This window comes from Flavobacterium sp. CR10, assembly GCF_055814415.1.
In genome coordinates this window covers 1,953,411-1,970,718 of the sequence record NZ_CP185985.1, presented here as the reverse complement: position 1 = coordinate 1,970,718, position 17,308 = coordinate 1,953,411, and the positions used below count along the sequence as shown (strand labels likewise).

Annotated in this window: 12 protein-coding genes; 3 read left to right on the top strand and 9 right to left on the bottom strand. The window is 33.1% G+C overall.

Features of this window, described 5'->3' with window-relative positions:
- Positions 1-3: 3 nt before the first annotated feature.
- Positions 4-966 (top strand): App1 family protein, encoded by a 963-nt coding sequence (locus tag ACNRYB_RS08860; protein WP_473729817.1) that lies wholly within the window; start codon positions 4-6, stop codon positions 964-966.
- A gap of 229 nt (positions 967-1,195) precedes the next feature.
- On the opposite strand, the gene ACNRYB_RS08855 is transcribed toward ACNRYB_RS08860, so the two are convergent.
- The gene (locus tag ACNRYB_RS08855; RefSeq protein WP_473729816.1) at positions 1,196-3,118 is read right to left on the bottom strand and encodes an ABC-F family ATP-binding cassette domain-containing protein; all 1,923 of its coding nucleotides are present in this window, start codon (positions 3,116-3,118) and stop codon (positions 1,196-1,198) included.
- Positions 3,119-3,556: 438 nt separating this feature from the next.
- On the opposite strand from ACNRYB_RS08855, the gene ACNRYB_RS08850 reads away from it, so the two are divergent.
- Complete coding sequence (locus ACNRYB_RS08850) at positions 3,557-3,940, top strand: DUF983 domain-containing protein (RefSeq protein ID WP_343705586.1); 384 nt, start codon at positions 3,557-3,559, stop codon at positions 3,938-3,940.
- Here the strand turns inward: ACNRYB_RS08850 and ACNRYB_RS08845 are convergent.
- The 8 genes from ACNRYB_RS08845 to topA all read right to left on the bottom strand — a co-directional run bounded on the left by ACNRYB_RS08845 (position 3,921) and on the right by topA (position 14,916).
- The gene (locus tag ACNRYB_RS08845; RefSeq protein ID WP_473729815.1) at positions 3,921-4,994 is read right to left on the bottom strand and encodes an NAD(P)/FAD-dependent oxidoreductase; all 1,074 of its coding nucleotides are present in this window, start codon (positions 4,992-4,994) and stop codon (positions 3,921-3,923) included. The genes ACNRYB_RS08850 and ACNRYB_RS08845 overlap by 20 nt on opposite strands.
- A 77-nt stretch (positions 4,995-5,071) precedes the next feature.
- Complete coding sequence (gene porN, locus ACNRYB_RS08840) at positions 5,072-6,061, bottom strand: type IX secretion system ring subunit PorN/GldN (RefSeq protein WP_473730238.1); 990 nt, start codon at positions 6,059-6,061, stop codon at positions 5,072-5,074.
- Between the two features lie 178 nt (positions 6,062-6,239).
- Positions 6,240-7,229 (bottom strand): type IX secretion system ring subunit PorN/GldN, encoded by a 990-nt coding sequence (porN, locus tag ACNRYB_RS08835; RefSeq protein WP_008467088.1) that lies wholly within the window; start codon positions 7,227-7,229, stop codon positions 6,240-6,242.
- 44 nt (positions 7,230-7,273) lie between these two features.
- The gene (porM, locus tag ACNRYB_RS08830) at positions 7,274-8,815 is read right to left on the bottom strand and encodes a type IX secretion system motor protein PorM/GldM (RefSeq protein ID WP_260672707.1); all 1,542 of its coding nucleotides are present in this window, start codon (positions 8,813-8,815) and stop codon (positions 7,274-7,276) included.
- Positions 8,816-8,867: 52 nt separating this feature from the next.
- Entirely contained in the window at positions 8,868-9,515 is a 648-nt protein-coding gene (gene porL, locus ACNRYB_RS08825; protein WP_008467092.1) for a type IX secretion system motor protein PorL/GldL, read from the bottom strand.
- Positions 9,516-9,570: 55 nt separating this feature from the next.
- Complete coding sequence (gene porK / locus ACNRYB_RS08820) at positions 9,571-10,965, bottom strand: T9SS ring complex lipoprotein PorK/GldK (RefSeq protein ID WP_008467094.1); 1,395 nt, start codon at positions 10,963-10,965, stop codon at positions 9,571-9,573.
- A gap of 262 nt (positions 10,966-11,227) precedes the next feature.
- Positions 11,228-12,379: a formimidoylglutamase gene (locus ACNRYB_RS08815; protein ID WP_473729814.1), complete on the bottom strand. Its 1,152-nt coding sequence runs from the start codon at positions 12,377-12,379 to the stop codon at positions 11,228-11,230.
- Between the two features lie 8 nt (positions 12,380-12,387).
- Complete coding sequence (gene topA, locus ACNRYB_RS08810) at positions 12,388-14,916, bottom strand: type I DNA topoisomerase (RefSeq protein ID WP_473729813.1); 2,529 nt, start codon at positions 14,914-14,916, stop codon at positions 12,388-12,390.
- Between the two features lie 268 nt (positions 14,917-15,184).
- On the opposite strand from topA, the gene ACNRYB_RS08805 reads away from it, so the two are divergent.
- Complete coding sequence (locus tag ACNRYB_RS08805; protein WP_473729812.1) at positions 15,185-17,233, top strand: AAA family ATPase; 2,049 nt, start codon at positions 15,185-15,187, stop codon at positions 17,231-17,233.
- Positions 17,234-17,308: the final 75 nt, after the last annotated feature.

Genomic DNA, 17,308 nt, shown 5'->3' with positions numbered 1-17,308 from the left:
TTAATGAAACCAATTCTACAATTATATCGCGGTTATGCAAATGAACAAGAGCTAATTGTAATGGGACACGTTTTAAAAAGGGAAAACAAATACAATTTTGAGAAGAGGAAATTAAAAAATGCCACTTCTATTCTCCGATTGTTCCGAATAAAAACCATTAAAAATTTTGATGTTTATCTTCATTACAATAACGAAGTAATTCATACCAAAACATTAGATGATGGTTATTTTAATTTCTGCATTCCGTTAGAAAAAGAAACTCATTTTGGATGGATGTCTTACGAAGTCAGCTTAAAATACAAAAACGAAATTATATCTTGCAAAGGCAGTTTTATACGACCTCATAAAGGAAAACTCGGAATCATATCGGATATTGACGATACATTCTTGATTTCGCACACCAATAATTTCTTTCGAAAACTTTACATTCTATTATTCAAAAATGTAAATGACCGAAAAGTTTTCAAAGATGTCGTACCGCATTATCAAGCTTTAAGTTCTGCGGGAAGAGATAATGTAGAAGAAGTAAATGCCTTTTTTTACATTTCTAGCAGTGAATGGAATTTATACCGATTTATTGCCAAATTCACACGAATTAACAAATTGCCCAAAGCGGTTTTTCTCCTAAAAGACATCAAAAGAGGAATCACCGATTTTTTCATGAGCGGAAGAGGAAATCACGATCATAAATTTGAAAAAATTAAACATGTTGTTGAATTCTACCCAACCCTAAAATATGTTTTAATGGGCGACGATTCTCAGCATGATCCCAAACTCTACGAAAGAATCTGCAAAATATTTCCCGTGACTGTGGTTGCTGTTTATATTAGACAAACTGGAAATTCTCCTAAAAAAGAAGTCCAAAACATTCTAAAAAATCTGGAAAGTATAAATGTTTCGGTGTGCTATTTTAAAGAAAGCAGCAAAGCAATTGAACATTCTAGATCTATTGGGATTATTAAGTAGTTTGTTTCATGTTTCATGTTTCATGTTTCATGTTTCATGTTTCATGTTTCATGTTTTAAGCTGAACTAAATGAATATTTAAACGCAAAGCACGCTAAGTTTTTTTTGATCATTGAGGTTTTACAAAACACAAAGTTCGCAAAACTATTTATTGATAAAGCTTTGCGAACTTTGCGGTAAAAATTACACATCAAGATAAGGACTTGAAACCTGAAACCTGAAACAAAAAACTAAGCATTCATCCCTTCAATCTCTTCCGAAACCACTTCCCAATCAATTAGCAATTGCTCTAAATCTTGTTTCTTTTTATTGTAAGCCGTAAAAAAAGAAGCATCTTCGATATGTTTGTCATAATTGGTTTCCAACATTTTATCGTCGTGCTGGATCTGTTTTTCTAACTGCTGAATCTGACTTTCAATCTTACTTAATTTGTTCTGAAGCGCTTTTCCTTTCTTCTGATCTTCGTAAGATAATTTACTCGCTTCTTTTTCTTTTGGAGCTGGCGTATTTTTCACAACATCTTTTTTCTCTACTTCACGCATATTTTCCATATTACGCTGCTCTAAGAAAAAGTTGATATCTCCAAGATATTCTTTAATTTTTTGATCTTTAAATTCGTAAACGATGTTCGACATTCCTTGAAGAAAATCCCTGTCGTGAGAAACCAATAATAAAGTTCCTCCGAATTTTTGAAGCGCTGCTTTTAAAACGTTTTTAGATTTAATATCCAAGTGGTTCGTAGGCTCATCCATCAGCAAAACGTTAATTGGCTGCAACAACAATTTACAAAGAGCTAAACGGTTACGTTCTCCTCCAGAAAGCACTTTTACTTTTTTCTCAACATCATCTCCACGGAAAAGAAAAGAACCTAACATGTCTCGAACTTTCATTCGGTTTGTGTCGGTTGCCGCATCTTCCATTGTTTGAAGCAAAGTGATTTCTCCGTCTAAATATTCAGCTTGATTTTGGGCAAAATATCCTAACTGCACATTGTGTCCTAATTTGATATTTCCTTCGTATTCAAATTCATTTACCAATGCTTTTATAAAAGTAGATTTTCCTTGTCCGTTTTGACCAACAAAGGCAATTTTACTTCCTCTTTCTACCAATAAACTAATATCTTTTAGAATCGTTTTGCCTCTATAAGCTTTTGTTACATGTTCAGCCTCAATAACTACTTTTCCTGGCTCTTTAGAAACTGGAAAAGAGATATTCATAACAGAATTATCGTCTTCGTCAACTTCGATTCTTTCTACTTTATCTAATTTTTTAATCAGCGATTGCGCCATTGAGGCTTTTGAAGCTTTTGCACGGAATTTCTCGATTAATTTTTCAGTTTCTTCAATCTTTTTCTGCTGATTTTTTTGCGTCGCCAATTGCTTTTCGCGAATCTCATGACGAAGCTCTAAATACTGAGAATATGGTTTATTGAAATCGTATGCTTTTCCTAACGAAATCTCGATTGTTCTATTCGTCACATTATCCAAAAACATTTTATCGTGCGATACAATTACCACAACTCCAGGATAATTTCGAAGGAAATTCTCCAACCAAATAATACTCTCAATATCTAAGTGGTTGGTTGGCTCATCCAGAAGCAATACATCATTAGACTGCAATAAAAGTTTTGCCAATTCGATACGCATTCTCCATCCTCCAGAAAAAGTCTCGGTTTGGTTATTAAAAACTTCTCTTTTAAAACCTAGACCTAAAAGAATTTTTTCTGTATCTCCGACATAATTATATCCACCAAGAAGATCAAAACGGTGCGTATAGTCAGATAGATCTTCTATAATCTTAGCATACTCTTCGCTTTCATAATCGGTTCTAGTCACCAACTGATGATTGATTTCTTCTAGTTTTTTCTCAACAACTTTAATTTCTGTAAAAGCTTCATACGCTTCTTCCAAAACGGTTCTTCCTTGTTCAAAATCAATATCCTGACGCAAGAAACCCATTTTAATATCTTTCTCCTGAGAAATTACTCCCGAGTCAGGTTTAAAATCGCCTGCTAGCATTTTTAGCATTGTAGATTTACCTGCTCCGTTTTTACCAACAAGACCTACGCGGTCGCCGGCACCCAAACGAAAAGTAACTTCTTCAAATAAATAGGTTCCTCCAAAAGAAACGGAAAGATTGTGTATATTAAGCATAATGTATTGCTGTAAATGTAAAGGCTAGAAAACCTTTTTATTCATTAAATAAATAGATTGCAAACAAGCGAATTATCCTGTTACAATTTTGAAAGTGCAAAAGTATAACTTTTAATTGAAGTTTTTATACTGAAAAACAATAGCTTTTAGAAAATTCAAAAACTAAAAGTCTTGTTTAATTCTAGACTTTTCTTCTTTAAATAGTTCGAAAATCATTGAATTGAAAATATACTTTTAAATGAATTTTAGAAAAAAAAAGAAACATCTAATAGTAAACATTATACTCAAATCAAACCAAAATAAGATGTAAGTTTTTATCCTAATTAAATAGCTTAAAGCCTGAAAATACCTTATATTTGCTTTAAATAATTACTCCAAATTCACACTTGTATCCAAATACAATCGAGGTGAATTAAAGACTATAAAAATTTACTTAAAATGTTCAAAAGAGGCTCCAAACTAAACAGCATAATAACAGGAAGTTGTCCAAAATGCCAAAAAGAAAGCATGTATGAAGACAAAAATCCGCTTCATTTAAGTAAAGTTCTCAAAATGAATGACCATTGCACCCACTGCGGATTCAAATACCAAATTGAACCTTCATTTTTTTATGGCGCGATGTATGTCAGTTATGCTTTAAACGTAGCCGTAGGTGTTGCTGCTTTTATAGTTTCATTTGTATTTTTTAATACCACAATAGAGCAATCATTCTTGGCAATCATTATAACGCTAGTTATATTATTTCCGTTCGTTTTGCGTCTCTCAAGAAACTTATACATCAATATGTTTGTTTCTTACGATCCTAAGGCTGGCCAAAAATAAGACCTTTCAAATATCTTTTATGAAATCGCTTAATATCTGCTTCTCTATCTAGCGGAACATTATTTTCTATATGATCGTATAACGCTTTTGCCATTGCAGGACCAAGCATTACACCACGTGTTCCTAATCCGTTAAGAATGTGCAGAGACTTATGTTCTTCATGAGTTCCAAGCAAAGGTCTTCGGTCCGCAACTGTTGGGCGGACTCCAGCAAAGTGCTTTACTATTTCAAAATCGCAGTTAATGATTTCTCTTATACGCTCCAAAAGCTCTTGCTTACCTTCTTCTGTAGGCTCAGCAGTTTTATCATGCCAATTATAAGTGGCTCCTACTTTGAACAGATTGTCGCCTAGAGGCAAGATAAAAACGCTTGTATTTACAATTATATCAAGATTTAAATCTGGCGCTTTTATAATAAACAATTCACCCTTTGTTCCATCTAATGGGAGATAGTTAAAAAATGGATTTTTATGCATTCCGAAACCTTCAGCAAAAATAATATGACGAGCCTGAATATTTTTATATTGAATTCCTGAGTCTACAAATTCTATAGCACTAAAATCAAAAGATTCTTCTCTTAATAAATCATTCTGAAGTAAATATTTTTGGTAATTATCTAACAACAAAGCTGTGTCAACATATCCTGTATGCAAAACTTCTCCATAATCGTATGGAGAATCAATGCTACTATATTTTTTTGAAATTAATTTAGTAGACAAAAAAGGAGCTAAATTGATTTTATCTGAAGCTGCAAACCAATTGTTTTGTTCTTCAATTGAAAAGAACTTTCTTAAAACTGGCATTTTAAAATTGAACTTCTCTTTTAGTTTTTCTTCAACTTTATCATAAAACTCGTTCATCAATACAAGCTGTTCTTTTGCATTCCAAACTTCGCTAAAGCGCTTTAAGATTACAGGATTATACAAACCGCCAGCAACTCTAGAAGAATTCTGAGATTTGTCATCTAAAAGTAAAATTGATTTGTTATTCTTAAGGGCGACTTCGGCAAAAGAAATTCCGGCCAACCCAGATCCGACAATTAAATAATCAAGCATTGTGAAGTTATATGATAAAATAAAAAAACTCTTACTACAAAGGTAGCGAGAGTTTTTCTTATAACGAGTTTATAAACTTAGTAATTCCACATATCTTCTTCAAAATTACGAATCTTCTCTTTTACTCTTTCCGATTCTAGCAATTGACTTTGCGCATTGTCTCTAATGTAATCTTTAATTTCACGATCCCCATACACATTTTCTTCTTTGTATATCACAGAATTAAAACGTCTAGAATTTAAGATCTGATCAAATGAAATTGGCGCTGCCGAATTTTTATCATTAAAGGCTTTTGCTTCATGCAATACCTCTCTCGCATTAGGAAAGAAAACCCAAAATAGCTCTATATAATCTTTTTCATCGCTATTCATGGTATATACGTCAGGAGTAACTGGGCAAATTCCAAGCAGACGGTACTTTAAATCACCTTGTCTTTTATCAAAATACCAAAATCCCTTAATTTTATACTGACTCACATCGGCAGATGTAAGATCTTGTTTTAGAATATATTCGGCAGGAACCGTTCTTGTTGGCCCAACTGTTTGGTCAACATAATTTACTTTTTTATTCTTTCCTGTACCTGTAACCACTTTTTTCTTTACAACACGTATTCTATAGTCATCAGGATATTGATTGATAAGCTCACGGCCTGCGTCTGTTGTATCAACACGAGATAACGCACCTTGAATATCTTTTAAAGTTTTTTTTGTATTAAAATAACTATCTGTATAAACTTCCGTGATCCTTCCATCTCTAATGCCTTTCGTTAAAACATCATAAAGAGAACGCCTATCGGGACCAATGTTAGCTGTATCTACCGGAAAATATAGTGGGAAATTGATCTTTTCATTCAAATCAATAATTTCCCAAACTGTCTTTCCCATTAAAATATCCCTATCATTTACATAACCATATTCTAAAGGTTTGTCATTATCAAATATTCTTTGGGCTGGCGTCTTAACTCCAATCTGGTCGGCTGTTTTGGCATTAAGTAAATTAGACTGAGCATTAGAAGACAAGCTTCCGAGAACAGTAACAATAGCAATTAATAAATTTCTTACTTTCATCATGATAATTTTTACAGAACATTAAACGAAATTTTATTACAAATATTGTTATTTTTCTTACATAATCAAAAAGAAATTAAATATTAATCCATATCACAGTAATCATTACTTTTTGACATAAAAAAACTCTTACTACAAAGGTAGTAAGAGTTTTTTAATTATTGTACTATGTATCAACTTAGTAGTTCCACATATCTTGCTCGAAGTTGCGAATTTTCTCTTTCACTCTTTCAGATTCTAACAACTGATTTTGAGCGTTGTCTTTCATATAATCGCTAATTGCTCTGTCTCCGTAAAGGTTTTCCTCTTTGTAAACAACAGCGTTAAAACGTCTTGAATTTAAAATCTGATCAAAAGAGATTGGAAGAGCTGAGTTGTTGTCATTAAAAGCTTTTGCTTCATGCAGTGCTTCTCTGGCATTTGGGAAAAATACCCAAAACAATTCAATATAATCCTTTTCGTCGCTATTCATTGTGTAAACGTCTGGTGTTACTGGACAAATTCCTAGTAAACGATATTTCAATTCGCTTTGACGTTTATCAAAATACCAATATCCTTTAATCTTATATTGGCTAACATCAGCAGCAGTAAGATCTTGTTTCAAGATGTATTCAGCAGGAACCGTTCTTGTTGGTCCAACTGTTTCTTCTACGTAAGAAACCGATTTGTTTTTACCTTTACCTGAAACTACTTTTTTCTTCACAACACGTGATTTGTAATCATCAGGATATTGGTTAATCAATTCTCTACCAGCATCTGTTGTATCAATACGAGATAAAGAACCTTCGATGTCTTTCATAGATTTTTTAGTGTTGAAATAACTGTCAGTGTAAACCTCAGTAATTTTTCCACCTTTAATAGCTTTAGTTAAAACGTCATAAAGAGAACGTCTGTTAGGACCAATATTAGCTGTATCTACTGGAAAATATAAAGGAAAGTTGATTTTTTCATTCAAATCAATGATTTCCCATGTTGTTTTCCCCATCAAGATATCTCTATCATCTACATAACCATAAGCCAAAGGCTTATCATTGTCAGATATCAATTGAGCAGGAGTTTTAAGTCCAATCTGAGCAGGAGTCTTTGCATTTAGCAAATTAGATTGCGCATTAGAAGCAAAACCTCCAGCGATAGAAACAATAGCTATTAAAAAATTTCTTACTTTCATCGTGGTATCGTTATAAGATATTGAATGTAGTTTACACTACTTTATTATTGTATTTCGTAAATTACAGGAGCAGTTCTTGGCAATAAATAACTACCAGCTCCAACAAGTTTAGTTTTAATTTCAGAAATAGTAACTTGGTCTCCTTTACCTGCTCTTGAAAGTACTTGTTTACATTGTGCATTCATTTTGTTTCCTGTAACAACAACTGTAGGCTGTCCAGCAATTTTCATATTGAATCCAACAACATCTAAACCAACTTCAAAATCAAAATCAAGAAGTTTAGCTCCAATAGTAGCAATCTCTAAGTTTGATTTAGGACCTTTAACAACTCCCATCTCACCTCTAATTGTTCCTGTTGGACCAGGAATACCTTTAATTCTGAATGTTTTCTTATCAGTTACTTTATCACCGTTTGGCAAAGTACCAGTTACAGAAATTGTAGTTTCAGTACCTTGACCTGGGCTCATGTTATATTTTCCTGGCTTTCCAGCAGAAGATAAACCTGGAGCACTTGCAACAATTTTGTTAGCATCAACACCAGCAAAAGATACAGAGATTGGGTTAACAACTCCTCTATACACTACGTTCATTTTGTCTGCAGAAATTGTAGCAGCGTTTGGTCTAGGAACTACAACGTATTTACCAGAGAATTTTAAAGGAATATTTTTTCCATCCTCTAAGAAAGTAAATTGTCCGTTGATATCTTGTTCTCCAACTCCACCAGCAGTTAAAGAGATAACAGCTTGTCCGTTTACAATTTGTCCAGGACCTTGGAAAGAAGTTGGTGTAGTGTTTTCGTCATAACGGCCTAAAACAACTTTACCAGTAACTTTTTCTCCTTGGAAATAAGCATTTTTATCTAAAACAACAATTGCTTGGTAGTTGCTGTAAGAAGCAGCAGCAACTGCAGCTTTACCTAATGCACTGTTGTAAACGTCTGTTTCAGTTTTTTTAACATCATTCTGCCAAGCTGAAAGTTTAGCAGCAGATGCAATAGCTGGGAATCCTTTAAAGTGATACGCTAAGTATTTTTCTTTAAGACCTTCTTTATTTTTTACATCAGAAACATCAAATTTCTTTTCAACCTCAGCGATAATTGCTGCGTATTTTTTGTCTGTTCCTAAAGCAGCTTTAATATCAGCTTTATATTTTTCGATTTTAGCGATAATTTCGTTACCTTTTTTAGTGTAACCGTCTCCTGTAAACCAGTCGTCGATATTATCACCTCTATCCATAGACTCGTAAGGCATTTTTCCTGTTGCTTTATCAACTTCGAAACCTTTAACAGCCTGAGCTTTTAGAGTACCTATATAATCATAAAATTCTTTTGTAATTGTTTCAACTTTGTGAGCTGTTACTGCAGCAATCGCAAATTCTCCTTTTGCTTCAGCAGCTTTTTGATCCAAAGAAGTTAATAAACCTGCATTTGTCTCTGTTGATGTTTTATTTGCACCTTCAAATTTTTCATTCATCAAACCAAAAGCAGAAATAACTTCTTTTGATACGTTCATTGCTAACATTGCGATGAAAACCAGATACATCAGGTTGATCATCTTCTGTCTAGGGGTTAATTTTCCTCCTGCCATTTTTTTCTAATTAGTTCTTTATTAATAAATTTAATATTTAGTTAAAAACTAATTATCCTTTGTTACTCATTGCAGAAAGCATACCACCGTAAACGCTGTTTAAAGAAGCAATGTTTGCAGTCATAGACGCCATTTGCTCTTTTAATTTAGAAGCGTTTTCAGCAATTTCTTTGTTAGCCTCAGCGTTTCTAGAAGCGCTTTCTAACTGTACTTTATATAAACTGTTTAATGATTCCATTTGAGCAGCAGCAACAGATAATTCTTCAGAATATTTCTTTTGTCCCGCGATTGAATCTACAGTTGGAGCAATTCCTTTAGCAGCAGATTCGAAGTTTTTGATGCTGTTTCCTAAACTTGACATTAATTCACCGTCAATTTTAGCTTCTTTTAATAATGTGTCTAATTTTTGAGATAATAATCCTTGAGCGTCAGTTGGAGTTTCTGCTTTAGCTTTTTTCTCTCTAGCTTGTCCGTTAGCTAATTCTGGGTAAACTAGTGTCCAATCTAGTTCTTCTTCAACTGGTTCGAAAGCAGAAAGCGCGAAAATTAACGCCTCAGTAACCAATCCTACTGAAAGCATAACTGTACCTGTTAAAGGTCCAATCTCGAAGTGAGTAATTTTGAATAACGCTCCAACGATTACCACTGCCGCTCCCATACCATAAGCGAAATTCATTGCTTTTTTACTTAATAATGCCATAATACTTTTTTTTTAGGTTTAAAATAGATTTGTTGGATATTGAATTAATTATAAATTACTTTTTTCTGTTTCCTGTAACTTGAGTACCCATGTAATCTTGTACAGTTCTGAATCCGATGTAACTTCTAGCTGAGTCAGCATATTCGTGGTCACGTGTACTTACCTGTAGGAAATAAGCAACGTCTTTCCAAGAACCTCCACGAACTACTTTTCTTTGGTTTTTACCATCGATAACGTTTGGATTCATTGTTGATACATATTCGTAAGCATTTGGATTATAAGCTGAATCTGTCCACTCAGAAACGTTTCCTGCCATGTTGTATAATCCGTAACCGTTTACATCGTATGATTTAGCTTCAACTGTATAAAGCGCTTCGTCAGCAGCATAATCTCCTCTGCTTGGTTTGAAGTTTGCCAAGAAACAACCTCTATCACTCTTAGTGTAAGGACCTCCCCATGGGTAAGTTGCAGATTCCAGACCTCCTCTAGCAGCATACTCCCATTCTGCTTCAGTAGGTAATCTGAAAGCATTTACTAAGTCACGTCCTTTTTTCTTAGATTTAATGTAGCTGTTTTTGTTTAAAGTTCTCCAAGCACAGAATGCTTTAGCTTGTTTCCAAGTAACACCCACTACTGGATAATCTCCATAAGCCTTGTGCCAGAAGTAATCATTGTGCATTGGCTCATTATATGAATAAGCGAAATCTTTAATCCAAACTGCAGTATCAGGATAAACATTAACCTGCTCAGTTTTTACGAAATCACTTCTTTTTCCAACTTTTGCTTTTGCAGCAGCTTGAATATCCATCCAAGAATAACGGAATTTCAATTTATTCACATCAATTGTTCTTAAACCATTGTATGATTCTTCAATTGGCAAATACATAGAATCCATTACTTCAGCGTAATACTCATCTGGATATGCTTTTGTATCTTTAATTAACTTAACTTTTCTGTTTAATTTTCTTCCAGCATATGGATCATCTTTTGTACCAACACTATAGTAGTTGTCGTACATGTATTTGTCATAAGCTGTCATTTTTTCTGGATCAGAATCATTAAAAGCGTAGTCAGCAATGCTTCCGCCTTTTTTACCTTTTCCATCAGTAGCTTTTTGCCCTGTTTCGTCAGCTAAAATTGCTAAACGAACTCTCATTGTAGAGTCTTTTACCCACTCCACAAATTGACGATACTCACTATTTGTAATCTCAGTTTCATCCATGTAAAACGAACGAACGGTTACAGTTTTAGTTGGAGCATCTTCTACGTTAGCTAAATCAGCATCTGATTTACCCATAATAAAAGATCCACCCGGAACTAATGTCATTCCATAAGGCTTCTCGGGATGCCATTTCCCTCCTGTAACACCAACTAATTCACCTTTGTCACCAGACTTACCACAGCCGATTACTAGTGTTAACATTGCTGCAAATGCAATAAACTTCTTCATATAAATTTGGGATTATCTATTCATTATTAAAAGTCCGTAAACGTATTTATTATTTATCTAAAAAACAATACTACTTGCGAATTTATTTTACCGTTCAAAAATAATGTTAAATAAAATAAAAAAAAAATATTTTATCGATAAACTGTTTCAAAAAATCGATGTAAAACGTTAATTTTTATATATTATATATATTTTCCTACTAATTAATTTTAACCTTTTTTAAGGGGTTCTAAAAATTTAAGATTTCACTTAAATTTTTGATCTATAAAGCGTTTTTTCTTTGCGCTTTCCACCATCTTTCTGGCAATTCTTGATTGCAAGCCGACAAATATTCATCGTAAGAACACGGTAATAACGTATTTCTTTTTAATTTATTGTTGCCGTTTGATTCGTATGGAATTTCAATCCACCAACGGTCCGTTTTATCACTTTTATAGAATATCAATTCTTCATCATCCAACGGAACTATATACTTTAAATAATTAGCCCTACTTCCAAATGGATATTCTTTTGAACGATAGTGATAACCTTCAATAAAATACCATACAATCTGAGCAATAATAACTGATTCAGCTAGTGTGCTATTATGATTAAACACTCCAAAAGAAGAAACTTTATCACTAATTCCAGCATATCTAGACAAAGCACAAATTTCTTTTCCGTTGAATCCGTTCGGCTCAAAAGTCACCATATTCCCTGAGGCAGAAGACTTTACAGAATTCAAATCTATACTAACCAAGTCTGCATCTCTGAAAACCGGTTCAGCCAATGTAATTTTATTTGAAATCTCGCCCAAACGATAAGCATCAAAAAATAGCTTTTCTATCAAATCGATTTCTTCTTGCGAATTATAATAGGTTTGATATCCTATATTACAATAGTTGAAAAGATTATTTGGTTCATCAATAATAATTTTCGTTAAATAAGAATTAGCAGAAACCGACTCATTCTCTTTACCAAAATCAAATTTATTATCAACAGCAACCAAGTTTACCATTTGCTCTAAATCGTCGTAAGCACGATACAAAGCATAGGTCAAATCCTGAGAACCTCCCAGGACTATAGGAATGACTTTATTCTTGATTAATACCGCTGTAACTTTCTTTAATGCAAAATAAGTATCCTCTACAGAATCACCTGCGAGTATATCTCCCAAGTCTGCAATTGAAGCATCCCAATTGCCTGGAAACATACTATAAAGTTTTTTACGCACAGCAGAAAGATTAACTTCGTTAATCATATTGATGTTTGTACGGTCTTCCAAAACACCAATTATAGCAATACTAATCTGCGCAATATCAGGAAACTGATCTTGAGTATGAAAAACAACTTTACTTCCAAGCTCTTGTGAAGACAGTGCTCCGACGAATTTTACAATTCCATCATTAACTGGTTCTAGAAAATCAAATTCCATTTATATACTTATTTCTTTTTAGCAGCTGTTTTTTTAGCTGTAGCTTTTTTAGCCGTTGTTGTTTTAGCTGCCGTTTTCTTTGCAGGCGCTTTTTTAGCAGGGGTTTTAGCCGCAATCATTTCTTGAACTTGTGCCAATGTTAATTTTGTCGCATCAACATCTTTACTTAATTCAATTTTGACTTTTCCTTTCAGAATCACAGAACGTCCCCAACGGGCTTTTTCTACTACAATCCCTTCTTCTTCCCAGTTATGAATAACCTTATCGATGTTTTTCTGAAGTTTTTCCTCAATCAGTTCTTCAACATCAGCTTGAGAAAGATTATCAAAATTGTATTTTTTGTTTACGTTTACAAAAAGTCCGTTCCATTTAATGAAAGGCCCAAAACGTCCTACTCCTTTTTGAACAGCTTCTCCTTTGTAAACTGCAATTGGCGCATCAGCAAGTGCTTTTTCGTCAATTAATTCTTTAGCTCTTTCTTTAGAAACATTAAGCGGATCTTCGCCTTTAGGCAACGAAATAAAAACGCTTCCGTGACGTACATAAGGTCCGTAACGGCCATTGTTCACTTCCACTTCTTCTCCTTTATATTCTCCTAAACTTTTTGGAAGCAAGAATAAATTCAAAGCTTCTTCCAAGGTAATGTTTCCTATATTTTGGTCTGCCATTAAGCTGGCAAACTTTTTATCTTCATCGTCAGCTTCTCCAATTTGAGCCATTGGTCCAAATTTTCCTAAACGAACTGAAACTTGTCTTCCGTCAGCATCTTTTCCTAAGATTCTTTCACCGCTTTCACGTTCTGCATTTGCCTCAACTTCTTTTACATTTGGATGAAACTGATTGTAGAAATCCTGCATCATTTTTGCCCAGTCAATATTTCCTTCGGCAATTTCGTCGAAATCCTGCTCTACTTTTGCAGTGAAATTGTAATCTAAAATGTTTCCGAAATTCTTCACCAAGAAATCAGTTACAATGGTTCCGATATCTGTTGGAACCAATTTTCCTTTATCAGAACCTGTGTTTTCTTTCAAAACTTTCTCTCCTACTTTACTATTTTGCAAAGTAAGCTGCGTGTAATTACGTTCTACACCTTCAAGAGTTCCTTTTTCAACATAATTTCTATTGATAATGGTTGAAATGGTTGGCGCGTAAGTCGAAGGACGACCAATTCCAAGTTCCTCTAATTTTTTAACCAAAGATGCCTCAGTGTAACGTGCAGGCGGTCTTGAATATCGTTCTGTGGCTGTAATATAGTTATTAGCCAGTTTTTCATTTACTTTTAAAGCTGGAAGCATTCCTTCTTGCTCCTCTTCATCATCATCGTGACCTTCTAAGTACACTTTTAAGAAACCTTCAAAAAGCAATACTTCTCCAGAAGCTGTAAAAACTTCATCATGATTATCTGCCTCAATTTTTACGTTTGTTCTTTCAAGCTGTGCATCGCTCATTTGCGAAGCCAAAGTTCTTTTCCAGATCAAATCGTATAAACGAGCTTGGTCACGATCGATATTTACGGTATGACGAGACATATCTGTTGGACGAATTGCTTCGTGCGCTTCTTGAGCTCCTTTATTTTTGTTGGCAAAAACTCTCGGCTTAGAGAATTCTTTTCCGTAAGATTTGATGATTTCTGCCTGTGCAGCATCCATTGCCTCTTTAGAAAGATTCACAGAATCGGTTCTCATATAAGTAATAAGTCCCGCTTCGTAAAGACGCTGTGCCAACTGCATTGTGATTCCAACTGGCAAATACAATTTTCTCGCAGCTTCCTGTTGAAGTGTCGAAGTTGTAAAAGGTGCTGTTGGAGATTTTTTGGTAGGTTTAGTTTCTAAATCGGCTACCTTATATTTAGAACCGATATTTTGATTTAAGAAATCTTCGGCTTCTTTTTTAGTATTAAAGTTTTTTGGAAGTTTTGCTTTGAAAGCTTTTCCTGCTTCGTTTACAAATTCAGCAACAATAGAATACGTTGCAACTGCATTAAAGCTTTGTATTTCGCGTTCTCTTTCAACAATCAAACGTACAGAAACCGACTGTACACGACCTGCTGAAAGTCCGCCTTTGATTTTTCTCCATAAAACAGGAGACAATTCGTAACCCACCAAACGATCTAGAACACGACGTGCCTGTTGCGCATTTACTAAGTTATAATCAATTTCTCTAGGATTATCGATTGCTTTAAGAATCGCAGATTTTGTAATCTCATGAAAAACAATGCGTTTAGTTTTTTTTGTATCCAATTTCAATTCTTCCGCCAAGTGCCATGAAATAGCCTCTCCCTCGCGGTCCTCATCGGATGCTAACCAAACCGTTTCGGCATTCTTAGAAAGTGTTTTAAGTTTAGTAACCAGGGCTTTTTTATCTGGGGAAACTTCATATTTAGGTTTAAAACCATTTTCTACATCTACACCTATTTCCTTCGATGGTAAGTCGGCTATGTGACCATAACTTGACTCCACCTGAAAATCACTCCCAAGAAATTTCTCGATCGTTTTCGCCTTTGCAGGTGACTCCACTATTACTAAATTCTTTGCCATTGCTCTATTTTTCTGCAACAAAAGTATTTATTTTTTTTAAATATTAACCTTACGAATGCATTTTTGAGGTATTTTGATATTATGAAACTTAAAATTGCAGATTTATCTGTAATAATCTCGATAATATATATAGGTATAACTTTTAATGATTTCTGACCGAGAAATGTGCTTTTATTTTAGATTCTAGATTAAATAATAAATTTTTTATAAGTTTAAAATATCTTAAAAGAATAATTCCATTTAGTTTAAACATTTCAATCATCTAGCAATGAATAAATATGACCTTTTATTACACAAGTCAGAGCAACTTGATTTTAACGATTATTCTTTATTTAATGAAGAAGAATCTATTCAAATATTACCGAACTTTAATACAATAAATATTTTTGTTGGATCAAATAATAGCGGAAAAAGTAGATTTATAAGAGCCTTGATGAAACAAAAAACGAATTCGGGATTATTTAATTTGAATATTCTAGAAGAGAAAATTGCAAATTACAATACAAATCTTTTACAATTAAATATTGATTGGATAAAAAACCCTAATCTTTATTCTACCTCTACACATACTTTTCTAAGTCAAAACTCGAAACTTGAGATATTACCGCTGAAGCTAACTAAAGAAGAATATTTTAAAACAACATTTAAAGGAAATTTTGATAATCAAAAAAAAATATTAACCAGCCTTCAAGCAATACCATCGCGCGCTATTCAAAATTATTATATTGACGCAAATTACAATATTAATATAAGGCTACCTTCTAATTTTAATCAATTAGTAAATGACACTATTTTATTAAACGAAGAAATTACTGCTTTTTACAAAACTAAATCCATAGGCACAAAGCTAAACTATTTAATACCAACGCTTAGAACAGCTCATTCTCTTTTTGAAGAAAAAGAAGTTGGAAGTAATGATTACTGCAAGATTAAAAAAAATATTTTTTTAGACACAATTACAAAAAATTACAATTTAAATTCTTTTAAAAGCATAGATTCAACAATTAAAGAAGAAAAAGACTCCTTCGAAAAGAAAATCTACACTTTTACAGGACTTGACCTCTACAATCAAATTGTTAATGCACGAAACGGCTTAAAAGAAGAAAGAAAAAGATTTGATGATTTTGAAAAATTTATAGGAAAAGAATTTTTTAATGGAGAATCTATAGATATTGTTGCACAATTTAATATTAATGAAAAACATGAAAATAATGACAAGAATGAAATTATCAATATTCACATAAAAGACAGAAGCAACTATCTTCATGATCTAGGCGATGGCATACAATCTCTAATAATATTAATGTATACAATATTTATCGCTCCTGAAAACACAATGATTTTTATTGATGAACCCGAATTAAATTTACATCCAGGAATGCAAAGATTGTTTCTTGAACAAATAACAACCAATCCAGCTCTTACAAAGAAAAAACTAACTTATGTTATTGCAACACATTCAAATCATCTTTTAGACTTAACTATTGAAAAGGATAATATCTCTATTTATTCATTCTCTAAAAGAGAAAACAACAAGTTCCAAATTAAAAACATCAATGCAGGAAGTAATGAAATAGTAAGAGAATTGGGCGTTAACAATTCTTCAGTATTTCTTGCCAATTCAAGTATTTGGGTTGAAGGCATATCAGATAGAAATTATATTAAAGCTTTTCTTATTGCTTATTGCGATTCTGAAAAAAAATCCATGCCTCGTGAAGATATCGACTTTGCCTTTCTAGAATATGCTGGATCAAATTTAGTTCACTATGAATTTAGCTATGAAGACAACGACAACATCAAAGCTTTTGCTTTAAATAATAAGATTTTCATTCTTGCTGATAATGATTCTGGCAAGGAAGAAAAACATGAAAAACATAAAGAACTTTGTGAATTAAATCCTGAAAATTTAAAATACAAATCAACGAGTCCGTATAGAGAAATTGAAAACTTAATAAGTGTCGAAATATGGTCAAAAGCAATGATCGAATTATGCAATAAGAATAAAATTAAAAAAGAAGAAGAAAAAATCTCAGTCCAAGAATCGATAAGTAAAAAAATCTCGAAAATTAACATTGAAGACTATAATGACAAATATATTGGAGAGTACCTTAAAGCATTAAAAATACCTGAATTAAACGATGTTTTTGAAACTTCCGGAAGAACTCCTAAATCACTTAAAAGTGAATATAAAGCTTATTTAAGTAAAATAATATTAGATAAAACAATCAACAAAGAAATTACTTGGGAAGATTTTTCAAAAAATGAAACCGTAAAAAGCATAACTGAGGAAATCTATGAATTTATATTAAAGAAATAATTTTCCATTATATAATTCCTAGCCCAGATTGCAGTGAAAAGCCCGGAGTAAAAAAAGCAAAAGTTTCTTGTTTTA